General features: G+C 64.4%; 21 protein-coding genes. 12 read left to right on the top strand and 9 right to left on the bottom strand.

The window, feature by feature from the left end:
* Positions 1–229: 229 nt before the first annotated feature.
* A complete protein-coding gene (uvrB, locus tag TP2_RS16020; protein ID WP_038079579.1) occupies positions 230–2,413 on the top strand; it encodes an excinuclease ABC subunit UvrB in 2,184 nt (727 codons plus the stop codon).
* Positions 2,410–3,168, top strand: a complete 759-nt coding sequence (locus TP2_RS16015; protein WP_038079577.1) for a DUF6782 family putative metallopeptidase — start codon at positions 2,410–2,412, stop codon at positions 3,166–3,168. Before uvrB ends, TP2_RS16015 begins: the two co-directional genes overlap by 4 nt.
* On the opposite strand, the gene TP2_RS16010 is transcribed toward TP2_RS16015, so the two are convergent.
* Positions 3,169–3,753, bottom strand: a complete 585-nt coding sequence (locus tag TP2_RS16010) for a rhodanese-like domain-containing protein (RefSeq protein ID WP_038079575.1) — start codon at positions 3,751–3,753, stop codon at positions 3,169–3,171.
* A 78-nt stretch (positions 3,754–3,831) separates the two neighbouring features.
* Here TP2_RS16010 and TP2_RS16005 point away from each other — a divergent pair, with 78 nt between their 5' ends.
* Complete coding sequence (locus TP2_RS16005) at positions 3,832–4,296, top strand: YdcF family protein (protein ID WP_038079572.1); 465 nt, start codon at positions 3,832–3,834, stop codon at positions 4,294–4,296.
* A gap of 6 nt (positions 4,297–4,302) precedes the next feature.
* Here TP2_RS16005 and TP2_RS16000 read toward each other — a convergent pair whose 3' ends face one another.
* From TP2_RS16000 to TP2_RS15975, 6 genes are all read right to left on the bottom strand, one after another.
* Positions 4,303–4,575 (bottom strand): GlsB/YeaQ/YmgE family stress response membrane protein, encoded by a 273-nt coding sequence (locus TP2_RS16000; protein WP_038079571.1) that lies wholly within the window; start codon positions 4,573–4,575, stop codon positions 4,303–4,305.
* A gap of 106 nt (positions 4,576–4,681) precedes the next feature.
* On the bottom strand, positions 4,682–4,999 hold the full coding sequence (locus TP2_RS15995) for an antibiotic biosynthesis monooxygenase family protein (protein WP_038079570.1): 318 nt from the start codon (positions 4,997–4,999) through the stop codon (positions 4,682–4,684).
* A gap of 65 nt (positions 5,000–5,064) precedes the next feature.
* On the bottom strand, positions 5,065–6,378 hold the full coding sequence (locus tag TP2_RS15990) for a TRAP transporter large permease (protein WP_038079567.1): 1,314 nt from the start codon (positions 6,376–6,378) through the stop codon (positions 5,065–5,067).
* Positions 6,371–6,877, bottom strand: coding sequence for a TRAP transporter small permease (locus TP2_RS15985; RefSeq protein ID WP_038079565.1), 507 nt, complete (start codon positions 6,875–6,877; stop codon positions 6,371–6,373). Before TP2_RS15985 ends, TP2_RS15990 begins: the two co-directional genes overlap by 8 nt.
* A gap of 2 nt (positions 6,878–6,879) precedes the next feature.
* Positions 6,880–7,920, bottom strand: a complete 1,041-nt coding sequence (locus TP2_RS15980) for a TRAP transporter substrate-binding protein (RefSeq protein ID WP_084714394.1) — start codon at positions 7,918–7,920, stop codon at positions 6,880–6,882.
* Between the two features lie 225 nt (positions 7,921–8,145).
* Entirely contained in the window at positions 8,146–9,015 is an 870-nt protein-coding gene (locus TP2_RS15975) for a MurR/RpiR family transcriptional regulator (RefSeq protein WP_038079797.1), read from the bottom strand.
* 138 nt (positions 9,016–9,153) lie between these two features.
* Here TP2_RS15975 and TP2_RS15970 point away from each other — a divergent pair, with 138 nt between their 5' ends.
* The 7 genes from TP2_RS15970 to TP2_RS15940 all read left to right on the top strand — a co-directional run bounded on the left by TP2_RS15970 (position 9,154) and on the right by TP2_RS15940 (position 16,897).
* Complete coding sequence (locus tag TP2_RS15970; RefSeq protein ID WP_038079558.1) at positions 9,154–9,915, top strand: N-formylglutamate amidohydrolase; 762 nt, start codon at positions 9,154–9,156, stop codon at positions 9,913–9,915.
* Positions 9,915–10,421: a TRAP transporter small permease subunit gene (locus TP2_RS15965; protein WP_038079556.1), complete on the top strand. Its 507-nt coding sequence runs from the start codon at positions 9,915–9,917 to the stop codon at positions 10,419–10,421. Before TP2_RS15970 ends, TP2_RS15965 begins: the two co-directional genes overlap by 1 nt.
* On the top strand, positions 10,421–11,746 hold the full coding sequence (locus tag TP2_RS15960) for a TRAP transporter large permease (protein WP_038079555.1): 1,326 nt from the start codon (positions 10,421–10,423) through the stop codon (positions 11,744–11,746). The genes TP2_RS15965 and TP2_RS15960 overlap by 1 nt, the downstream gene beginning before the upstream one ends.
* Positions 11,747–11,795: 49 nt before the next feature.
* Positions 11,796–12,830: a TRAP transporter substrate-binding protein gene (locus TP2_RS15955; protein WP_038079554.1), complete on the top strand. Its 1,035-nt coding sequence runs from the start codon at positions 11,796–11,798 to the stop codon at positions 12,828–12,830.
* Positions 12,831–12,950: 120 nt separating this feature from the next.
* Positions 12,951–14,315 (top strand): glutamine synthetase family protein, encoded by a 1,365-nt coding sequence (locus TP2_RS15950; protein ID WP_038079553.1) that lies wholly within the window; start codon positions 12,951–12,953, stop codon positions 14,313–14,315.
* 48 nt (positions 14,316–14,363) lie between these two features.
* Complete coding sequence (locus tag TP2_RS15945) at positions 14,364–15,752, top strand: aldehyde dehydrogenase family protein (protein WP_038079552.1); 1,389 nt, start codon at positions 14,364–14,366, stop codon at positions 15,750–15,752.
* A complete protein-coding gene (locus tag TP2_RS15940; protein ID WP_038079551.1) occupies positions 15,749–16,897 on the top strand; it encodes an iron-containing alcohol dehydrogenase in 1,149 nt (382 codons plus the stop codon). Before TP2_RS15945 ends, TP2_RS15940 begins: the two co-directional genes overlap by 4 nt.
* A 52-nt stretch (positions 16,898–16,949) precedes the next feature.
* On the opposite strand, the gene TP2_RS15935 is transcribed toward TP2_RS15940, so the two are convergent.
* Positions 16,950–17,459, bottom strand: coding sequence for a hypothetical protein (locus tag TP2_RS15935; protein ID WP_038079550.1), 510 nt, complete (start codon positions 17,457–17,459; stop codon positions 16,950–16,952).
* A 275-nt stretch (positions 17,460–17,734) separates the two neighbouring features.
* Here TP2_RS15935 and TP2_RS15930 point away from each other — a divergent pair, with 275 nt between their 5' ends.
* Together TP2_RS15930 and TP2_RS15925 are read left to right on the top strand one after the other, a co-directional pair.
* Positions 17,735–19,825, top strand: coding sequence for a YjbH domain-containing protein (locus tag TP2_RS15930; protein WP_038079548.1), 2,091 nt, complete (start codon positions 17,735–17,737; stop codon positions 19,823–19,825).
* Positions 19,822–20,517 (top strand): YjbF family lipoprotein, encoded by a 696-nt coding sequence (locus tag TP2_RS15925; RefSeq protein ID WP_038079546.1) that lies wholly within the window; start codon positions 19,822–19,824, stop codon positions 20,515–20,517. Before TP2_RS15930 ends, TP2_RS15925 begins: the two co-directional genes overlap by 4 nt.
* A gap of 151 nt (positions 20,518–20,668) precedes the next feature.
* On the opposite strand, the gene TP2_RS15920 is transcribed toward TP2_RS15925, so the two are convergent.
* Positions 20,669–20,857 (bottom strand): hypothetical protein, encoded by a 189-nt coding sequence (locus tag TP2_RS15920; protein WP_206198354.1) that lies wholly within the window; start codon positions 20,855–20,857, stop codon positions 20,669–20,671.
* Between the last annotated feature and the right edge of the window lie 333 nt (positions 20,858–21,190).

Below are 21,190 nucleotides of genomic sequence, written 5' to 3'. Positions count from 1 at the left end.
GCTGGCTGGGGAGCGAGGGGTGGGGTGGTACGCCAGCCGGCAGATCTATGCTGCTTGCCCGCAGACCATGCGCGCCCGGACCTTCAGAAGCAAGCAAATAAATCCTGCAACACATTGATAAATATATAAACTTATGACCTTTTCAGAAACCGTTCCTTAACCCGCCGCGCAACCTCTTGAATAAGAACGAAAAGAGGACAAATCTAGGGGCAAGCGAAAGGTCTGCGCGATGCCTCACAACAATACGAACCTGCCCAGCGAACGCCCCGACGTTCTTACCCGCCCCAAACTCGAGGGCGGCAAGCGTTTCGTGATGAAGACGGAATTCGCGCCCGCGGGCGACCAGCCAACCGCAATTGCGGAGCTTTCGAGTGGCGTCGACGCGGGCGAGCGTGATCAGGTTCTCTTGGGTGCGACCGGGACGGGCAAGACCTTCACGATGGCGAAGGTGATCGAGGAGACGCAGCGCCCCGCGATCATCCTTGCGCCCAACAAGACGCTGGCTGCGCAATTATACGGTGAATTCAAGGGCTTCTTCCCCGACAACTCGGTGGAATATTTCGTCTCCTATTACGACTATTACCAGCCCGAAGCCTACGTTCCGCGCTCGGACACCTATATCGAGAAGGAATCGCAGATCAACGAGCAGATCGACCGGATGCGCCACTCGGCCACCCGGGCGCTGCTCGAACGCGATGACGTGATCATCGTGGCCTCGGTGTCGTGCATCTACGGCATCGGCTCGGTCGAGACCTATTCGGCAATGACGCAGGATCTCAAGGTCGGCGACCTGATCGAGCAGCGCAAGTTCCTCGGCGATCTGGTGGCGCAGCAATACAAACGCCTCGACGCGGCCTTCCAGCGCGGTGCGTTCCGGGTCAAGGGCGACACGGTGGACCTGTGGCCCGCGCACCTTGAAGACCGTGCCTGGCGCTTTAGCTTCTTCGGCGAAGAGCTTGAAGCGATTACCGAATTCGACCCGCTGACGGGCGCGAAGACCGATACGTTCGACCAGATCCGCATCTATGCGAACAGCCACTACGTCACGCCCCGCCCGACGCTGCAACAGGCGACCAAGGGTATCCGCAAGGAGCTGGCGCTGCGGCTGAAGCAGCTCGAAGAGGAAGGCAAGCTGCTGGAGGCGCAGCGCCTCGAACAACGCACCAATTTCGATCTGGAGATGCTGGAGGCCACCGGCGTCTGCAACGGGATCGAGAACTATTCGCGCTATCTCACCGGCCGCGCCCCCGGTGAGCCGCCCCCCACCCTGTTCGAATTCATCCCCGACAACGCGATCGTCTTCGCCGACGAATCCCACGTCACCGTGCCCCAGATCGGCGGCATGTATCGCGGCGACTATCGGCGCAAGTTCACGCTGGCCGAACACGGCTTCCGCCTGCCGTCCTGCATGGATAACCGCCCGCTGAAGTTCGAGGAATGGGATGCGATGCGCCCGCAATCGGTCTTCGTCTCGGCCACGCCTGCTGCTTGGGAGCTGGAACAGACCGGCGGCGTCTTCACCGAACAGGTCATCCGCCCAACGGGCCTGTTGGACCCGGTCGTGGAAATCCGCCCGGTCGAGACGCAGGTCGATGATGTGCTCGACGAAATCCGCACGGTCGCTGCGCGCGGCTATCGCACGCTCGTCACCACGTTGACGAAACGCATGGCCGAGGACCTGACCGAATACCTGCACGAACAGGGCGTGCGGGTGCGCTACATGCATTCCGATATCGACACGATCGAGCGGATCGAGATCCTGCGCGACCTGCGCCTTGGTGCTTTCGACGTGCTGGTGGGGATCAACCTGCTGCGCGAGGGGCTCGACATTCCAGAATGCGGGCTGGTCGCGATCCTCGATGCGGATAAGGAGGGCTTCCTGCGCTCGGAAACCTCGCTGATCCAGACCATCGGGCGGGCCGCGCGCAACGCCGATGGCCGGGTCATCATGTATGCCGACAAGATCACCGGCTCGATGCAGCGCGCGATGGACGAAACCGACCGCCGCCGCGCCAAGCAGATCGCCTATAACGAGGAGCACGGCATCACCCCTGCGACGGTGAGAAAGAATGTCGAGGATGTTCTGGCCGGGCTCTATCAGGGCGACACCGACATGTCGCGCGTCACGGCAAAAGTTGAAAATGTGAAAGTCGGCGCCAATCTCGGGGCGCATCTTGATGATCTCAGGTTGAAAATGCGCAAGGCCGCCGAGGATCTGGAATTCGAGGAAGCGGCCCGGATGCGCGATGAGATCAAGCGGCTTGAGGCGGTGGACCTAGCCGTGCATGACGATCCTCTCGCGCGGCAATCCGCAGTCGAGGCTGCCAGCGAAGCGGCGGTGGCCGCCAAGGGGCGCTCCACTGCGGGTCGGCCTGGCCAGCGCGGTGGCGTGAAGCGGAGAAAGGGACGGTGAGCCGCCCGCGGCCTCTGCTTCTGGCGGCCGCTCTCGCCTGCTTTGCGAGCGCGGCGGATGCACAGAAACTGACCTGTGCCATCCAGCCCTTCACAGAGCCACCCGAAATCGCGACCCTTGTCGCGCAGCTGCGCCCCGCGCTCGATCGCTGGCCCAGCCTGCATGTCGCGCTCTATCGCGACGCGCGCGCGCTTTGCCTTGCCGATACGCTCCACGATGTACGCGGCTATTTCGAACCCGAAGGGTGCCGCATCGTCATCGCCGCCGACATGCCGCCCGCATTGCAGAACGCGGTGATGATCCATGAACTGCGTCATCTCGAACAGAAATTCTGCGGTGCTTGCCCGGTTCCGAGCCTGTCGATGAAGGCCAATGCCCGGGCGATTTTCGCGATGGAGGCGGATGCCGTTACCTACAGCCTCGCCGTGGCTTGGGATCTGCGCGAAGCGGATCTGCCCGAGACATGGGACGCGCTAGCGCATTGGCCGATGCAAGCCGATATCGCGGCGGCTTTCGAGGCCGAAATGGGCCGGTCAAACGACCTCTCGTCCGCAGCAGCGGCCGCCTTCGAACAATGGTATGCAATGCCCGAACGGCGCGATCTCTATTACACCGCCGCCTGCAACGATTATCTCGAAGCACGCGATCGCGAGCACCGGCTGCCGACCTATGGCAGCCTTGCGCCGGATTTCTTCGAGCGTCTCTGCCGCCTGCCCGATGGCGCGGCCTATGACTGTGCGGAGCCCGCGGGCTGATTACTCTCCCGTCACCGTCAGACCCAGCATCCGCCAGGCCTGCATCCCGCCGCGGTAGTAATGGATCTTCTCGGCCGGATACCCCGCCTCGATCATCCGGCGGGCAGCGGTCGGAGATTGGCCGCACCACGGGCCGTTACAATAGAGCGCGACCGATTTCACATCCTCACCAGAACAGTCGAAACCCTCGAAATCGGGCTCGCAGCCCAGCTCGCCCAGACGATCGGCGGCCTCGGTGTAAGGCACGTTGACCGCACCCGGGATCGCGCCGCCGTCGAAATCGGGTTTCACCCGCCCGTCGATCACCACGACATTCGGATCTTGCAAGAATTGCATCAGTTCCAGCTCACCGATCGGGGTCACGCCCGGCGCGGGCACCATCGGCTGGATGCAAAAGTTCGGACAGGGGCGCGAGGTCTTCGCCCAATCGCCCGAAATATGATTCTCGTTGTCCTGGATCCGCTTGATCTCGACCGGACCATTGGCGGTCTCGACGGTCACCGACATCATGTCGGGACGGATATTGACCGGATCGGCAAAGGCTGGAGACGCGGCCAGAAGCGCCGCGATAATGGTAATACGCATGAAAAACCTCCCGTTTGCGTGATCTTAACATGCGTGTACCGGCTTGTCCTGCAAGACCCGAGCGCCTAGCTCGAAATCATGAGCACGATCCTGATCCTCGGCGCGGCTGTCTGGCCCGGTGGCGCCCCCTCGCCCACGCTCGCGCGGCGCACACGGCATGCGGCGGGGCTTTATCATTCCGGGGTGAGCGAACGGGTGATCTGTTGCGGCGGTCTCGGACGGCATGCGCCGAGCGAGGCCGAAGCGATGGCAATGATCTTGCGCGACGAAGGGGTGCCCGAGGCGGCGATCGCACTCGAGGACCGCTCGACCAGCACCTATGAGAATGTGGGATTCGCGCGTGAGATGCTGACGGCCCGCGAGGTAGTGATCGTTACCGATCCCTATCACGCGCCACGCGCGATCATGATTGCACGGGCAATGGGGCTTGCGGCGCGGGCCGACTGCCCCGCGCATCGCGCAAGCGCCAAGGCCCGTGCCCGCGAGGGGTTTGCCTATCTGAAGCTCGGCTGGTGGCTTTTGCGCGGAGCGCCCGCGCCCTGAGAATGCTCAGTCGAGGATCAGCTTGCCGATCACCAGCACCACAACCGCACCGAACAGCGCCATCGCGAGAATTGCGAGCAGACCGCCCGCCGCGAGAACCGCCCCGCCCAGCAGCGCCGCGATGAAGGGGGTGATCAGAGCGCCGACGACCCCGATTGCGAGATAGGCGCCTTTGTGACGCCCACCCGAGACGAGGCTCGCGATCCAGCCTGCAAGCAGCCCCGCGATCACCAGAAGGATCATCCCGATCGTCCCGATGGCTTGAAGAACGTCTTCCATGTCACTCTCCGCTATGTCTTTTCACACCAACGCGGATGGGTGCACGCAAGTTCCCATCCGACGGTCTCGGTTGCGCGAACCTCCGCAGCGGCCCGGTGCGCGGTGCTCAGAAATCGGCTGCGACTTCGTACATCACCGGTTCGAAGCCCCGGCAGAGCGTGTTGATCACCCGGTTGCGCGCGATCATCTCGGGGCTGCGCAGCATTGCCTGATAATCCCCGCGCTCCGTCCATTTCGAATAGGTGGCGATGCGGGTGCGCGCATCGTTCATATGCAGCCCCGCGCCGATGAAGCCGGGTGCTTTCGAGATCACCTCCGAATAAGCCGACTGGAGCTTCTCCATCAGCTCATCGGCGGTCGCTGGCGTCATCTCGAACGTGCAGATCACGGTCTGCCCTTTGAAATCGCTGGAAATCTCGGTCATGGGCGGTCCTCCTCCGGTCCATGCTTGCACAGATGCGCACGAAAATCACCGCTCTTTTCGCGCGCTTACAGCGGCAGCAGCGCCAGCGCCGGGATCGCCACGATCAGCGCGATACGGATCAGGTCGGCGCCGACGAACCAGCTCACCGCACCCCAGCTCGCACGGGTCGGGCCGGGCCCCTCGATGGCCGAGATCACGAAGAGGTTCATCCCGACCGGTGGCGTGATCAGCCCCACCTCGACCACGATCAGCACCAGCACCCCGAACCAGATCGCAAGCGCTTCGGGCGAGAGGCCGAAATCGAGCCCTGCAATGATCGGCCAGAAGGTCGGAACGGTCAGCAGGATCATCGAGAGGCTGTCCATGAAGCAGCCCAAGACGAGATACAGAACCAGCATCGCGATCAGGACCGCCCAGGGGCTCACCCCGGCCCCGGTGATGATCTGCGCCAGCTCCTGCGGGAAACGCGCAAAGCCGAGAAAACCGTTATAGACGGCCGCTCCGAGGATGATGAAGAAGACCATCCCGGTCGTCTGCCCCGCCTCCAGAAGCGCCCGGATCAATCCGCCCGCGCGCAAACCGCCCGAGACCCAGGCCGCAATCCCGGTCAACGCCGCACCGATCGCAGCACCTTCCGTGGGAGAGACGATCCCGCCATAGATGCCGCCCACCACCAGCGCGAAGATCGCGATCACGGGCCAGGTGGAAAGTACCGCCCTGCCCCGTTCCCGCCAGTCCGGCGCAGCGCGGGGCGCGCCGGCGGCCTCGGGATGGCGGATCAGGTAGGCACGCGTCGCAATCATGTACCCCGCGACCGCCATCAGCCCCGGAACCACCGCGGCAGCGAAGAGCGTCGCGATATTCTGCTCCGTCAGGATCGCGAAGATCACCAAAACGATCGAGGGCGGGATCAAGATGCCGAGCGTGCCGCCTGCCGCGAGCGTCGCAGTGGCGAGCGCGCTCGAGTAGCCTGCCGCGCGCATCTCGGGCAGCGCCACCCGCCCCATCGTCGCCGCCGTCGCGAGCGACGAGCCGCAAATCGCCCCGAACCCCGCACAGGCGCCGATCGCGGCCATCGCGAGCCCGCCGCGCCTGTGGCCGATCAGAGCATCGGCTGCGCGAAACAGCGCCCGGCTCATCCCCCCTTGCGTCGCGAACTGCCCCATCAACAGGAACATCGGGATCACCGAGAGCTCGTAATGGGCAAAGGTCGAAAACCCCTCGTTCTTCATCTTCGCGAGCCAGATCTGCGGGCTTCCGGTGAGCATCCAGAGCCCGCCCGCGCCGAGCACCAGCATCGCCAGCCCGATCGGCGCACGCAGCGCAATTATCAAGAGAAGAAGCGGAAAAGAGGCAAGCGCCAGGGCAAAATCAGTCATCGCGCGCCCTCACAAGCCGCAGCCCGTTCCAGAGTGCGACACCCGCCGCCCCCCAGGCGCCGGGAAGGCAAGCGGCATAGCCCCACCAGAGCGGCAGCCCGAGGAGGAAAGTCGTCGTGCCCGACCGTATCTTCGCCCCCATGCCCAGCCCGATGCGCCAGGCAATCACAGCAAGCAGCACCGCCGCCACCAATTGCCACAGCAAATCGAGCCAGCGTTCGCCGCGCCCCCGCAGGATCTCCACCCGCGCATGGCCGTGCCGCAACTGCACCAGCGGGATCATGGCGTAGATGATAGCCGGAAGCGTTAGCTCGACGATCTCGAACCCCGCCTTGAACGGGCCAATCCCGAAGGCTTCGGGCAACCAGCCTGCCTGCGCGCCCTTGAGCCCCAGCGCACCGAGGCTCGACAGGCAGGTCATAGCGATCAGCCCGAGAAGCGCCAGCCCCCCGGCCAGCGCCAGGCTCTGCGCCGCCCTTTCGATCGCATTACGGATCATGCTCAGGCCGAATATTTCTCGATCAGAGTATGCGCTTTCTCCAGAAGCTCACCGCCCGGAATACCCTTGCCATCCATCTCGGCCACCCAGGCGTCGATCACGGGCTGCGAGGCCTCCTTCCAGGTCGGGGTCTCCTCGGCCGGGATGGTGATGATCGTGTTGCCCAGATCCACCGCTTTCTGGCGCGAGGGGATATCCTCGGCCTGCTGCAACCGCCCCGCCTGAGCCGAGAACGCCGCCCCCGACACGCCGTCAATCGCGGCTTTCAGATCGTTATCGAGCGCGCCATAGCGCTCCTTGTTCATCGCGAGGATGAAACAGGCGGTGTAGATCGAGGGACCCGCGAATTCGGTGTGATTATGGACAAGCTCGCCGATCTTGAGCGAGGCCGAGACCTCCCAGGGCAGCAGCGCCCCATCGATCGTGCCACGCGAGAGCGCCTCCGGCACGGCCGGCACCGGCATCCCCACCGCGGTCGCGCCGAAATGCTCGAGCAGCTTCGTGGTCACCCGCGACGGCCCGCGCAGCTTGAGCCCCTTGAAATCGGCAATCGCCCGAACCGGCTTGTTGGCATGGATCACGCCGGGTCCGTGAACCCAGGTTCCCAACAGATGAACATCGCGGAAATCCGTCTCCATCATGTCGGATTGCGCGAGATCCCAAAGCGCGGCCGAAGCGGCCTCTGCATTGGCGACCATGAAGGGCAGCTCCATCACCTCGGTGCGCGGGAACCGCCCCGGCGTGTAGCCCGGCAGGGTCCAGATGATATCGACCACCCCGTCGGCGACCTGATCGACGAGGTCGGTCGGTTTGCCGCCCAGCTGCATCGACGGGTAGTGCTCGACCTTGATCCGCCCGCCCGAAGCTTCCTCCACCGCCGCGATCCAGGGATTGAGAATCTGCGCGGGCACGAAGCTCGTCTCGGGCAGGAACTGGTGCAGGCGCAATGTGACCTCGGCACTGGCGTGTACCGCCGGCGCAGCCAGCATGGCGCCGCCCGCAGCCAGGGCGAAGGTTTCGCGACGGGTGAAACGATGGCGCATGACGGCCTCCCTGAGTGACATCCCTTGGGGCGATGTACCCGGCCTGCGCGCCTGCGTCCAGCATAGCATGGGGGCGCTGCCCCCTCTGGCTTCGCCATTCACCCCCGAGATATTTTCATCAAGAAGAAGATGAGGCTCATTCCGCTTCTTCTTGAACAAAATATCTCGGGGGAGTCTCCGCAGGAGACGGGGGCAGCGCCCCCTACTCGCCAAAGCGAGCCGCCATTATTTGCGGCGGAAGAAGCGCGCGCGGTCGTAGAGCTCTTCGAGGCGCTTCATCCGGGCCTCGGTCTCCTCCCAGGTGAGCGACTGCACCGCGGCCATCAGCGTCTCGACGAGAACCTGGATCGCGACGGTGGAATCCCAGGCCGAGGGCACCTCGATCTGCGCCGAGAAGCGGTGGCGCGCATGGGCGGAAGCCGGGCTGATCCAGGGGTCGGTGAAGAGGATCACCTCGACGCCCTGATCGGCGGCCATCTCGACGAGTTGCAGCACCGTGTTCTCGTAGCGGCGGATGTCGAAGACCAGCAGCACATCGCCCGCGCGCATCTCGAGCAGCGCGGGTGGCCAGGCGTTCGAGACCGGTTCGAGCAGTTCGACGCCGGGCCGGATCACCTTCATATGCGAGACGAAATATTGCGCGATCGGCAGGGTGATGCGCCCGCCGGTGGCGAAGATGCGGCGGTTCGGATCGGCCAGAAGCGCGGCCGCCGCATCGAATTGCGCGTGGTCGATCTGCTTCAGCGTGGCCTGCAGATTGCCCAGCACAGCATCGGCGAAGCGGTTGAGCATATGGGTCTCGGGCGCGTCCCCTGCCCAGCGGTCATGCTTCACCAGCGGCGAGACAAGCTGCGCCTCCAACTCGTCGCGCACCGCCTGTTGCAGCCCCGGATAGCCGCCGAAGCCCATCTTCTGCGCGAGCCGTACCACGGTCGGCGAGGAGACCTCGGCCGCGCGCGCGAGCTGCGTGACCGAGCCCAGAAGCGACATCGGGTAATGGCGCAGGATGTGGCTGGCGAGTTGCTTCTCGGCCCGGGTCATCTCTTCGATGGCACGCGAGATCTGGTCCTCGATGCTTTGCGAGACTGCCGCCAAATTGTGCACTCCTTGCTGAAAAGGATCGAACAGATCGTAACAGAAAAACAAATTCTGAAAATATCTTGACACAAAAGGTGGCGCAGGGCGAGCCTGAATGCAAGTCGCGGACGGGAATCGGGGACAGGCGTGCCTGACATGATAGCACCAATCCAGATCGAAGGGGCCGCCCGGAAGGGGCGTTGCGTCGTGATCTGCGAGCACGCTTCAAATGCCCTCCCCGCGCCCTGGGGCGACCTGGGGCTGAGTGCCGCGCAGCGCGAGGCGCATATCGCCTGGGACCCGGGTGCGCTGGGGTTGGCCAAAGGGCTGGCCGAGGCGCTCGATGCGCCGCTCGCCCATGCCTGCCAGTCGCGGCTGATCTATGATCTCAACCGCCCGCCGCAGCATGCGGGTGCGATGCCGGAACGCTCGGAAGTGCATGATATTCCGGGTAATATCGGGCTGAACGAGGCCGCGCGGGCGGAGCGCACCGAAGCGCTCTACCTGCCCTTCCATGCCGAGCTGCGCGCGCTGATCGCGCGGCGGCTGGCGCGCGGCGTAGCGCCGGTGATCGTGACGGTGCATTCCTTCACTCCGGTCTATTTCGGGCAGCGCCGCGATGTCGAGCTGGGCATTATTCACGATGCCGATGCGACGCTGGCCCAGGCCGTGCTGGCGGAGGCGCAGGCGCGAACGGGGCTCGATGCGCGGCTCAACGAACCCTATTCGGGCGCCGATGGCGTGACCCATACGCTCGCGCTGCAGGCGACCCCGATGGGGCTGCCGAATGTGATGCTGGAGCTGCGCAACGACCTGATCGCCGACCCGCAGGCGCAGGCCGCGATGGCCGCGACCCTCGCGCCGGTGCTCCAGGCGGCAATCGCGCGCATTGAAACTCAGACCGGGGAGGCCGCCTGATGCCAGGATGGATCCGAGCCTATGTTCGCTTCGTCGAGGGGTTCAACCGTCGCCTCGGGAAAGTGGCGATGTATCTGCTCTATGTCATCATGGCGATCATGCTGTTCTCGTCGCTGACGAAAATCCTGCATATCCCCGCGCTCTGGACGCTGGAAATGGCCCAGTTCACGCTGGTCGCCTATTACATGCTGGGCGCGCCCTGGACCTTGCAGGGGGACACGAACGTCCGCATGGATCTCCTGTATTCGCGCTGGTCGCCCAAAGGGCAGGCCTGGTGGGATGCCTTCACCGTCTTCGCGCTGATGTTCTACCTCGGGATCATGGTCTATTCGGCCTTCGATTCAACGGTTTACGCCTTCGAATACAATGAACGGAACCCGACCGCATGGCGGCCCTATCTCTGGCCGATCAAGACCATCATCACCTTCGGTTTCGCGCTGCTGTTCCTGCAGGCGACGGTGCTTCTGATCCGCGACATCGCGACGATCCGCGGGGAGGAAATCTGATGGATTACAACACCATCGCCCTTCTGATGTTCTCGACGATGCTGTTGATGATGCTGACCGGTCAGCGGGTCTTCGGCGCGATCGGTTTCGTCGCGGTCGTGGCGGCCTTCGCGCTCTGGGGGCCAGGGGGCACGCAGATGGGCTTCGGCTCGGTGATGAAGCTGATGAAATGGACGCCGCTGCTGACGCTGCCGATGTTCGTCTATATGGGCTATGTGATGTCCGAGAGCCGGCTGGCCGAGGACCTGTATCGAATGTTCCATGTCTGGTTCGGACCGCTGCCGGGGGGCTTGGCCATCGGGACGATCCTGCTGATGGTGATGATCTCGGTGATGAACGGTCTGTCGGTCGCGGGTATGGCGATCGGCGCCACGATCGCGCTGCCGGAACTGCTGCGGCGCAATTACGACAAGCTGATGATCTCGGGGGTGATTCAGGCGGGGTCGAGCCTCGGCATCCTGATCCCGCCCTCGGTCGTGCTGGTGCTGTTCTCGCTGATCGCGCGCCAGCCGGTGTCGGAGCTGTGGCTGGCGGGCGCCATTCCGGGGCTGCTGATGGCGGTGTTGTTCGTGGCCTATATCGTGATCCGCTGCAAGATTAACCCCGAGCTCGCGCCGCCGATGGATGCCGACGAACGCGCGCTGATTACCATGCGCGAGAAGCTGCGGCTGCTGCGCGCGGGCCTGATGCCGGTCTTCATCTTCGTGGCGATGATGGTGCCTTTCCTGAAGGGCTGGGCGAGCCTGACCGAAGCCTCGGTGATCGGGGCGCTCTCGGCGGTGCTGGCGGCGGCGGTGAAGCGCCGCTTCACCTGGGAGGTCTTCAAGGTCTCGACCGAGAACACGTTGAAGATCACCGTGATGTTCATGCTGATCATCACTGCGGCGCTCTCGTTCGGTGCAGTGTTCGATGGCTTGGGCGCGGGCCGCGCGATCGAGGATTTCTTCACCGAGAGCCTTGGCCTCGGCCCGTGGCAGATCCTGATCCTGATGCAGCTGAGCTTCCTCGTTATGGGGATGTTCCTCGACGACACGGCGATGCTGGTGATCGTGGCGCCGGTCTATGTCAGCCTCGCGCGGCATCTGGGCTTCGACATGATCTGGTATGGTGTCCTTTATACCATCACCTGTCAGGTCGCCTATCTGACGCCGCCCTTCGGCTATAACCTGTTTCTGATGAAGGCGATGGCGCCGAAGGATTTCACCCTGCCGGTGATCTACCGCTCGGTGATCCCGTTCGTAGGCGTCATGGTTCTGACGTTGATCCTCGTGATGATCTTCCCGCAGCTGGCGCTTTGGCTGCCGCATGCGGTGCTCGGAAGATAACCAGAGCCCGGACAAACCGGGCCTTTCCTACCAACAAGGAGAGTGAAAGATGACGACAAGACGTAAGTTTCTCACCACCGGCGCGGTGGGGGCGGCGGCAGCCGGTCTCGCGGCGCCCGCGCTCGCACAATCCAAGATCAAGTGGCGGATGCAGACCTATGCGGGTCCGGCATTGGCCGAACAGGTCGTGGACAACTGCATCAAGACCTTCAACGAGATCGCTGACGGTCAGATGGAGATCGAGCTTTACTATGCCGACCAGCTCGTGCCGACCTCGGAGCTGTTCCGCGCGATGCAGTCGGGCACGATCGACGCGGTGCAGTCGGACGACGACTCGATGGCCTCGCCCACCGAAGTCACCGTCTTCGGCGGCTACTTCCCCTTCGGGCTGCGCTATTCGCTCGACGTGCCGACGCTGTTCAACGAATGGGGTCTCAACGAGATCTGGGACGAGCAGTATTCGGCCGTGGGCGTGAAACACATCTCGGCCGGCTCTTGGGACCCGTGCAACTTCGCGATGAAAGAGCCGGTGAACTCGCTGGCCGATCTGAACGGCAAGCGCGTCTTCACCTTCCCGACCGCCGGGCGCTTCCTTGCGCAATTCGGCGTCGTGCCGGTGACGATCCCGTGGGAAGACGTGGAAGTCGCGCTGCAAACGGGCGAGCTCGACGGCGTCGCCTGGTCGGGGATCACCGAGGATTACACCTCGGGCTGGGGCAAGAACGCGCCCTACTTCCTGACCAACAACATCTCGGGCGCGTGGATCGGGCATTTCTTCGCGAATATGGATCGCTGGAACGAGGTGCCGGATCGTCTCAAGACGCTGATGAAAACCTGTTTCGACCAGTCGCATTACCACCGCCAGTACTGGTATTGGTCGGGCGAGGCGAAGCTGCGCGTCGAGGGCACCGAGATGCAGCTGACCACGATCCCCGATGCCGAGTGGAAGCAGGTCGAGGATGCGGCGCACAAGTTCTGGGACGAGATCGCCGCCGAGAGCCCGCTTAAGGCGAAGGTCGTGGACATCTTCAAGAAATACAACGACACCATGGCGAAAGCAGGCCCGCCCTACCGCTACGGCTGACGATATCAGGGGCGCGCGGCACCGTGATCGGGTTGCGCGCCCTGCCCCCACGTCCGGCTCTTGCCGGGCGCCTCGCCTCGCGGCAGTGTCGCGGGGCGCATTCAAACTCCGGAGGAGCCAATGACCGCCAAATTCTCGTTCGACGCGCTCAAGAAAGCCGTGAAGGCCGGCGAGATCGACACCGTGATCGCCGCACTGGTGGACATGCAGGGCCGCCTTCAGGGCAAGCGTTTCCACGCCCAGCATTTCGTGGAGAGCGGCTGGCAGGAAACGCATTGCTGCAACTACCTGCTCGCCACCGATCTCGAGATGGCGACGGTTCAGGGCTACGAGGCCTCGAGCTGGGAGCGCGGTTACGGCGACTATGTCATGAAACCCGACATGGAGACGCTGCGCCTGATCCCCTGGGTGCCGGGCACGGCGTTGGTGATCTGCGACCTGCTCGACCATCACACCCATCAGCCGGTGCCCCATGCGCCGCGCTCGGTCCTCAAGCGCCAGATCGGGCGCGCGAAGGAGATGGGCTATGACGTGATGATGGCAACCGAGCTGGAGTTCTTCCTGTTCGAGGAGAGCTACCCGGAACTGTTCGACGCGGGCTATCCCGACCCGACCCCGGTGGCACGCTACAATGTGGACTATTCGATCTTCGGCAATTCCCGCTGCGAGCCCGCGATGCGCGACATGCGCAACGCGCTTTACCGCGCGGGCATCCCGGTGGAGTGCTCGAAGGGCGAGGCCGAGCGCGGCCAGGAAGAGCTGAACGTGAAATATTCGGGCGGGCTCGAAACCGCCGACATGCATGTGCTGGTCAAGCAATGCGCGAAGGAAGTGGCACAGTCGCACGGGCTGTCGGCGACCTTCATGGCGAAATACCACACCGACAAGGCCGGCTCATCGAGCCACGTGCACCAGTCGCTGTGGAAAGCCGGCAAGCCCGTCTTCTTTGACGCGGAGGCGCCCAATGGCATGTCCGAGCTGATGCATCACTATCTTGGCGGCCAGCTCACCCATGCCCGCGAGATCACCTATTTCCTCGCCCCCTATACCAACAGCTACAAGCGCTTCTGCGAGGGGCTGTTCGCGCCGACGAAATCGGTCTGGTCGCTCGACAACCGCACCGCGGGCTTCCGCATCTGCGGCGAGGGCACCAAGAGCATCCGTGTCGAATGCCGGATCGGCGGGGCCGACCTGAACCCCTATCTGGCCTGTGCCGCGTTGCTCGCGGCGGGGCTTGCCGGGATCGAGGGCAAGATCGACCCGGGGCCGGAAGCCGCAGGCGATATCTACAAGGCGGGCGAAGTGACAGAGGTGCCCAAATCGCTGGGCGAGGCGCTGGGTGCGCTGGAAGGCAGCGCGATGCTGAAGGACGCCTTCGGCCCTGAGGTCGTCGCCCATTACGCCCGTGCCGCGCGCTGGGAACTCGAAGAGCAGAACCGCGTCGTCACCGATTGGGAACGGATGCGCGGCTTCGAGCGCGCCTGAGTTTTTGAAAGTGAGACCGCGGGCCATGGATGCCCGCAAGGAGACATGATGTCGAAAGTGATCCAATGCATCTCGCCCGTCGACGGGCAGGTCTATGCTGAGCGCAAGACGCTCTCCCATCTGGAAGCGCAAGAGATGGTTGCGCGGCTGAAGGCGGCGCAGGTCGATTGGGCGTCGCGCCCGCTGGCCGAGCGGATCAAGCTCGTCGAGGCGGGTATCGCCAAGCTCAACGAGAAGAAGGACCAGGTCGTCGAGGAGCTGGCCTGGCAGATGGGCCGCCCGACCCGCTATGGCGGCGAATTCGGCGGCATGAACGAGCGCGCGGGCTACATGGCCTCGATCGCCGAGAGCGCTCTCGCGCCGATGGTGGTCGAGGAAAGCCCCGCCTTCCTGCGCCAGATCACCCGCGAGCCGGTGGGCCTCGTGCTGATCATCGCGCCGTGGAACTACCCTTACATGACGGTGATCAACTCGCTGGTGCCGGCGCTGATCGCGGGCAATACGGTGATGCTGAAACACGCCACGCAGACGCTCTTGGTGGGCGAGCGCATCGCCGAAGCCTTCCACGAGGCAGGCATCCCGCAAGACGTGTTCCAGAACGTTTTCCTCAGCCATGAGGTGACCGAGACGCTGCTGGGCGAGCGCGCCTTCGATTTCATCAACTTCACCGGCTCGGTCGGTGGCGGGCGCAATATCGAAAAAGCCGCGGCGGGCACTTTCGTGGGCATGGGGCTGGAACTGGGCGGCAAGGATCCGGGCTATGTGGCCGAGGATGCCGATCTCGACGCGGCCGTCGACGGGCTGATGGATGGCGCGCTGTTCAACGCGGGCCAGTGCTGCTGCGGGATCGAGCGGATCTATGTCCATGAAAGTCTCTACGACGCCTTCGTCGAGAAGGCCGTGGACTGGGCGAGCAAGCTGAAACTCGGCAACCCGTTCGAGCCCGAAACCACGATCGGCCCGATGGCGAACAAGCGCTTTGCCGATGTCGTGCGCGGCCAGATCGAGGATGCGATCACCGACGGGGCGAGGCCGCTTCTGGACCCCGCACTGTTCCCGGCGGACGATGGCGGCGCCTATCTCGCGCCGCAGATCCTCGTCGATGTGAACCACGAGATGCGCGTGATGCGCGAAGAAAGCTTCGGCCCCGTCGTCGGCATCATGTCGGTGAAAGACGACGAGGAAGCCATCGCCGCGATGAACGATTGCGACTATGGGCTGACCTGCTCGCTCTGGACCGCCGATCCGGTGCGCGCCGAGGCGATCGGCGCCCGGCTGCAGACCGGCACGGTGTTCATGAACCGCTGCGACTATCTCGACCCGGCGCTGTGCTGGACGGGCTGCAAGGAAACGGGCCGTGGCGGCTCGCTCTCCGTGCTCGGCTATCACGCGCTGACCCGACCCAAATCCTACCATCTCAAGAAGGTGACGAAATGAGCGCCCCCACCGCCAACTGGTCCTATCCGACCGCGATCAAATTCGGCCCCGGCCGGGTCAAGGAACTGGCCGATCACTGCAAGGCCGCAGGCATCACCAAGCCGCTTCTGGTGACCGACAAGGCGCTGGCGAGCCTGCCGATCACCGCGCAGGCGCTCGATATTCTGGATGCGGCCGGGCTGGGCCGCGCCGTCTTCTCGCAGGTCGATCCGAACCCGAACGAGACCAATATGGAAGACGGGCTCAAGGTCTATCGCGCGGGCGGGCATGACGGGGTCGTGTGCTTCGGCGGCGGCTCGGCGCTCGATCTGGGCAAGATGATCGCGCTGATGGTTGATCAGCCGGTAAGCGTCTGGGATCTCGAGGATATCGGCGATTGGTGGACGCGGGCCAACCCCGACACGATCGCGCCGATCATCGCGGTGCCGACCACGGCAGGCACCGGCTCGGAAGTCGGGCGCGCAGGCGTTCTGACCAATTCCGCGACGCATAAGAAGAAGATCATCTTCCACCCGAAACTGCTGCCGGTGGTCACGATCTGCGACCCGGAACTGACGGTGGGCATGCCCGCCTTCATCACGGCGGGCACGGGGATGGACGCGCTGGCGCATTGCCTCGAGGCGTTCTGCTCGCCGCATTATCATCCGATGAGCCAGGGCATCGCGCTCGAAGGCATGCGGCTGGTGTTCGAGAACCTGCCCAAGGCCTATGCCACCCCGACCGATATCGAGGCGCGCGCGCACATGATGTCGGCAGCGGCTATGGGGGCGGTCGCGTTCCAGAAGGGGCTTGGCGCGATCCATTCGCTCAGCCACCCGGTCGGCGCGGTCTACGGCACCCATCACGGCACCACCAATGCCTGCGTGATGCCGATGGTGCTCGATTTCAACCGCGACGCCATCGAGGAGAAGATAACGCAGGCGGCGGCTTACCTTGGCATCGCGGGCGGGTTCGAGGGCTTCAAGGCGCGCGTCGAGAGCCTGCGCACCGAGCTCGGGATTCCCGCGAACCTGACTGCGATGGGCGTGAAGGCGGAAGACCTCGACATGCTGACGGATATGGCGCTGGAGGACCCCTCCTGCGGCGGCAACCCGGTCGAGATGACGCGCGAGAACACCCGCGCGCTCTTCGAGGCCTGCATGTAGGGAATATGGGCGGATCCGGCGGCACTAGGGACGCAGCGTGCCGCCGGATCGCTCACCCGACCGGTGACGAGCCGGCCATTCGGATATAGGCGTCGGGCAAGGGGCTCTCGTGAGCCGCGACCTTTGCCCCGCCTTCGACGAAACCCGAGACCACCGCGCCATGCGCGTGGATCAGGATCGCCACATTCGGATCGTCCGAGCGCTCGACGACGCGCACGCCATCGGGCAGAAGTTCGATCTGCATCTCGACCTTGTCGGCCTGCGCGAAGATCTCGGCGAAAGCCGGATCCCAGTGGCGCAAGCCCAGCCCCTTCTCCATCCGCTCATGCATCGAGACCGCGTGTTTGCGGATCAGCGCCGCGATCTGCGGGTCGTCCGAACGCGTGGTGGCGATGATGCCGTCCGGGGTCTCGGTGACCTCGCGGGCGATCTGGGCGTGATGCTTCAGAAGCGTGTGGAAATCATGCTGGTCCTGCTGATGCCGCGCGGCATGCGCCGGACCGTGGCCCATGCCATGACCATGGCGGCGCGCGTTCGGCATATGTTGAGCAGGCTGCGACATGCATTTCCTCGTTTGTTATGTTATCTGATAACATATATTCTCAGGAGATCATTCTGACAGATTGCCGCAGGGGCTGAGCCGGAACCGGGCGCCTCTCCAGTGGAAGGTCGCCCGCAGAGAACGGGTGGGTATCGGGAAGACTGGGCGGGCGCGGTTCCTCCCCGATGCCACCAAACTGCAACGCCTGCTCACGCATCTTCACTCACCTCTCGCGCGCGCGTGCAAAAGCGGTTAGGAAAGGCGTCAGACTGGGAAAGAACCTTCGGGGAAGACGAATGAAACGGATCACGGGCGGCATCGCGACGACGGCGCTTCTGGCGGGCATGGGGCTCGCGCAACCGGCAGGTGCGGAATCGACCATCGCGTGGAGCATCGGCACGCTCGGTGCACCCGGCGCGATCGACACCCCCACCGCAGAGGTCTTCCGCGATGGCGAACTGGTGGGCTCGCTCTCGGGCTATCAGGGCAGCCAGCGCGCGAACTTCTCCTTCCAGGTCTTCCCCCGCCTCACCGCCACCGTGCGCTACTCGCGCGAGCAGGGGCTGGATGCGGGCGATACGCTCAAGGATCGCAGCCTCGACCTGCATCTCCAGCTCGTGAACGAAAAGGGCTGGCGTCCGGCCTTCGCCGTCGGTCTGCGTGATATCTTCGACAATGGCATCTATGCCTCGGAATATGTCGTCGCGACCAAGACGCTTTCGCCGCGCCTGCGCGCCAGCGTCGGCTGGGGCTGGGGGCGGCTGGGCTCGGATGGCTCGGGCGGCGGCACGCGCCCTGCCCCCTCGACCACCGGCGGGCTGAACTCGGAGGCCTGGTTCAAAGGCCCCTCGGCGCCCTTCGCCTCGCTCGCCTGGCAGGCGACCGAAAAGCTGACGCTGAAGGCGGAATATTCCAAGGACGCCTATGCCGCGCAGGAAGCTGCCGGCGAGATCGACGTGAAGACGCCGTTCAACTTCGGCGTCGATTACAAGATCAACCAGATCGCTTCGGTCTCTGGCTATGTGCTGCATGGCGACAAGCTGGGACTGCAATTCAACATCGCGCTCGATCCGCGCCATCCAGTTGCGCCTTCGGGCCTTGAGCGCGCGCCGATCCCGGTCGCGCCGCGTCCCGCGCGTACCACCAACCCGGATGCCTGGTCGACCGACTGGGCCAATGACTCGACCGCGCGCCCCGCGATCCAGACCGCGATCGCCGATGCGCTGCGCAAGGACGGGCAGGTTCTGGAATCGCTCAAGCTGAGTCCGACCTCCGCGGATCTGCGGATCTCGAACGAGACCTATCGCGCCAATCCGCAGGCGATCGGCCATGCCGCGCGCATCGCGACGCGCGCCCTGCCCGCCTCTGTCGAGACAATCAAGATCACGCTGGTCGAACGCGGCATGCCCGCCTCGACGACGACGCTCTCGCGCAGCGACATCGAGCGCCTTGAAAACGGCCCCTCGACCCAGATCGCCGCTGTCGCACAAATTGGCGAGGCCGAGCGCGGCGCTCAGGGCTACACGCAGACGGCGGGGCTCTATCCGCGCCTGCTCTGGGGCATCGGCCCCTATCTGGAGCTGTCGCCCTTCGATCCGGGCGAAGGCCTGCACGCCGATATGGGCTTCGCGATCAAGGCGCGCTACGAGCTCGCGCCGGGCATGATCATCGCGGGTGAGGTGCGCCAGAAGGTGCTGGGCAATCTCGACGAGGTCACCACCACCTCGACCTCGACCGCGCCACATGTGCGCACCGATATCTACGAATACCAGAAGCACGGCGATCTGGCGCTCCAGAACCTGACCTTCGCGGCCTATGGCCGTCCGGGCAAGGACCTCTATTCGCGCGTCACCGTGGGCTATCTCGAGCGGATGTATGGCGGGATCTCGGGCGAACTGCTGTGGAAGCCCGTCGACAGCCGCCTCGCGCTCGGCGCCGAACTGAACTGGGTCAAGCAACGTGACTTCGACCAGCGCTTCGGCTTCCAGGATTACGACACGGTCACCGGCTTCCTTTCGGCCTATTACGACTTCGGCGATGGTTTGACCGGCCAGCTCGACGTGGGCCGCTACCTCGCAGAGGATTGGGGCGCAACGATCTCGCTCGATCGCGAGATGGCGAATGGCTGGAAGATCGGCGCGTTCGCGACCTTCACCGACATGTCGGAGGAGGAGTTTGGCGACGGTCACTTCGACAAGGGCATCCGCCTGACGATCCCGCTGGGCTACGCGACGGGCCAACCCTCGCTCAAGAGCTTCTCGACGACGATCCGGCCCTCGGTGGGCGATGGCGGGGCTCAGGTGAATGTCGACGGGCGGCTCTACGAGACGCTCGAGGGCAGCCATCAGGGCGGTCTCTATCGTGACTGGGGGAGGTTCTGGCGATGAGCCGCGCCCCGCGCGCCCTGATCGGGGCGGTTCTGGGTCTCGGCCTGCTTGCAGGCTGCTCGAGCCATGACAGCGCCGGCGTGCAAGACGGAGGCTCCGTCGGCGGCACGATGGTCAAATCGGCTTTCGGCAAGATCCTTCCCGGCAAGAAAGCGGCCGCGGCCCCGGCCGCGCCCAGCGACCCGGCCAGCCTCGCGGCTGCCGCGCTGCAATCGATCCAGGGCCCGGTCATCCTCGTGACCTTCGAGGCCGGCGGCGCGTCCACCGTAGGCGCGATGCGCGGCGAGAACGGGGCGATGCGCACCTATCAGACGCCCGATGCCCGCGCCTTCATCCTGCGCGACGGCCTGCTGGCGGGCACGCGTGGCCTCGGACGTGACCTGATGTCGGCCGACACCGCTGCCGCAGGCGCGCTGATCCATGCGCGCAAGGCAGGCACGGCGAAACGAACCTATCGCTATCTCGACGGCGACGGGGCCGAGCGCCCCCTGCCCGTCTCCTGCACGATCCAGCCCGCGGGTATGGTCGATCAGGGCGGGATCTCGGCCCAGCAGGTGGCCGAGCATTGCGAGGGCTCGGGCGTCACGCTCGATCTGAGCTATCTGGTGGACGGAAACGGAACGATCCTCGCCTCGCGCCAGTGGATCGGGCCCGCGCTTGGCTACGTGGCGATCCAGCAGCTGCGCAACTAATCGCGCCTCTCTCTGAAGACGCAAAAAGCCCGCGCTGGACGCGGGCTTTTTCCTGTCCCCGGACTGTCAGGCCCTACCCCTCGTGTCCGGAAATGAAAGAGGGCCGGAACGCATGCGTCCGGCCCCTTCCAAAAATCGGTGTTAGCCGAAATTAGTTGTTCGACGCAGCGACAGCCACGGCAACCAGCAGCAGGATCGGAACAACGATCGCCGGGTTCGAGGACGACGACTGCTGAACCACAACGGGCTCGGGCTCGACGACCGGAGCGGTGTAGCCGCCGGCGAAAGCGGTCGAGCCGGTGAGGCCGAGGGCGAGAGCGATGGTAGCGATCTTTTTCATAGTAATCTCCGTCATTACCGTAAGGAGCCGCCCATGACTGGCAGCTTCCGGGCGAGATTTGCACAGCTTATCGTGATTGCAAAGGGGGAAATTCGTGACCTGTTCACGTGGCCTTAAAGACTGTTGCAGTTTAGCACTTTTCTTGCATGAAATCGCCCAATTGCGGCCGCAGGTTATCCGGAGCGACGTTTCGCCTCTCGTTTTCCCGTCCGGATTCTGAGAAGAAACACGTGGGTTTGTCCGATCCGGGCCGGAGCTGTCGCGGAGCGGGAATCACGAAAGACAACGCAGCCACAAGGGGCGTCAGACTATGAAAATCGCGATGATCGGCAC

It is taken from the genome of Thioclava pacifica DSM 10166, assembly GCF_000714535.1.
In the GTDB taxonomy this organism is placed as follows: domain Bacteria; phylum Pseudomonadota; class Alphaproteobacteria; order Rhodobacterales; family Rhodobacteraceae; genus Thioclava; species Thioclava pacifica.
This window is presented reverse-complemented; position numbering and strand designations above follow the sequence as displayed.

Bases quoted from the DNA above. Each gene is read 5' to 3' on its own strand.
- TP2_RS15980 (WP_084714394.1), bottom strand. From the start codon at position 7,920: ATGCGCCATCGTTTCACCCGTCGCGAAACCTTCGCCCTGGCTGCGGGC.
- TP2_RS15960 (WP_038079555.1), top strand. From the start codon at position 10,421: ATGGATTACAACACCATCGCCCTTCTGATGTTCTCGACGATGCTGTTG.
- TP2_RS16000 (WP_038079571.1), bottom strand. From the start codon at position 4,575: ATGGAAGACGTTCTTCAAGCCATCGGGACGATCGGGATGATCCTTCTG.
- TP2_RS15920 (WP_206198354.1), bottom strand. From the start codon at position 20,857: ATGAAAAAGATCGCTACCATCGCTCTCGCCCTCGGCCTCACCGGCTCG.
- TP2_RS15925 (WP_038079546.1), top strand. From the start codon at position 19,822: ATGAGCCGCGCCCCGCGCGCCCTGATCGGGGCGGTTCTGGGTCTCGGC.
- TP2_RS15935 (WP_038079550.1), bottom strand. From the start codon at position 17,459: ATGTCGCAGCCTGCTCAACATATGCCGAACGCGCGCCGCCATGGTCAT.
- TP2_RS15945 (WP_038079552.1), top strand. From the start codon at position 14,364: ATGTCGAAAGTGATCCAATGCATCTCGCCCGTCGACGGGCAGGTCTAT.
- TP2_RS15990 (WP_038079567.1), bottom strand. From the start codon at position 6,378: ATGACTGATTTTGCCCTGGCGCTTGCCTCTTTTCCGCTTCTTCTCTTG.
- TP2_RS15955 (WP_038079554.1), top strand. From the start codon at position 11,796: ATGACGACAAGACGTAAGTTTCTCACCACCGGCGCGGTGGGGGCGGCG.
- TP2_RS15965 (WP_038079556.1), top strand. From the start codon at position 9,915: ATGCCAGGATGGATCCGAGCCTATGTTCGCTTCGTCGAGGGGTTCAAC.
- TP2_RS15930 (WP_038079548.1), top strand. From the start codon at position 17,735: ATGAAACGGATCACGGGCGGCATCGCGACGACGGCGCTTCTGGCGGGC.
- TP2_RS16010 (WP_038079575.1), bottom strand. From the start codon at position 3,753: ATGCGTATTACCATTATCGCGGCGCTTCTGGCCGCGTCTCCAGCCTTT.
- TP2_RS15995 (WP_038079570.1), bottom strand. From the start codon at position 4,999: ATGACCGAGATTTCCAGCGATTTCAAAGGGCAGACCGTGATCTGCACG.
- uvrB (WP_038079579.1), top strand. From the start codon at position 230: ATGCCTCACAACAATACGAACCTGCCCAGCGAACGCCCCGACGTTCTT.
- TP2_RS15940 (WP_038079551.1), top strand. From the start codon at position 15,749: ATGAGCGCCCCCACCGCCAACTGGTCCTATCCGACCGCGATCAAATTC.
- TP2_RS16005 (WP_038079572.1), top strand. From the start codon at position 3,832: ATGAGCACGATCCTGATCCTCGGCGCGGCTGTCTGGCCCGGTGGCGCC.
- TP2_RS15970 (WP_038079558.1), top strand. From the start codon at position 9,154: ATGATAGCACCAATCCAGATCGAAGGGGCCGCCCGGAAGGGGCGTTGC.
- TP2_RS15950 (WP_038079553.1), top strand. From the start codon at position 12,951: ATGACCGCCAAATTCTCGTTCGACGCGCTCAAGAAAGCCGTGAAGGCC.
- TP2_RS15985 (WP_038079565.1), bottom strand. From the start codon at position 6,877: ATGATCCGTAATGCGATCGAAAGGGCGGCGCAGAGCCTGGCGCTGGCC.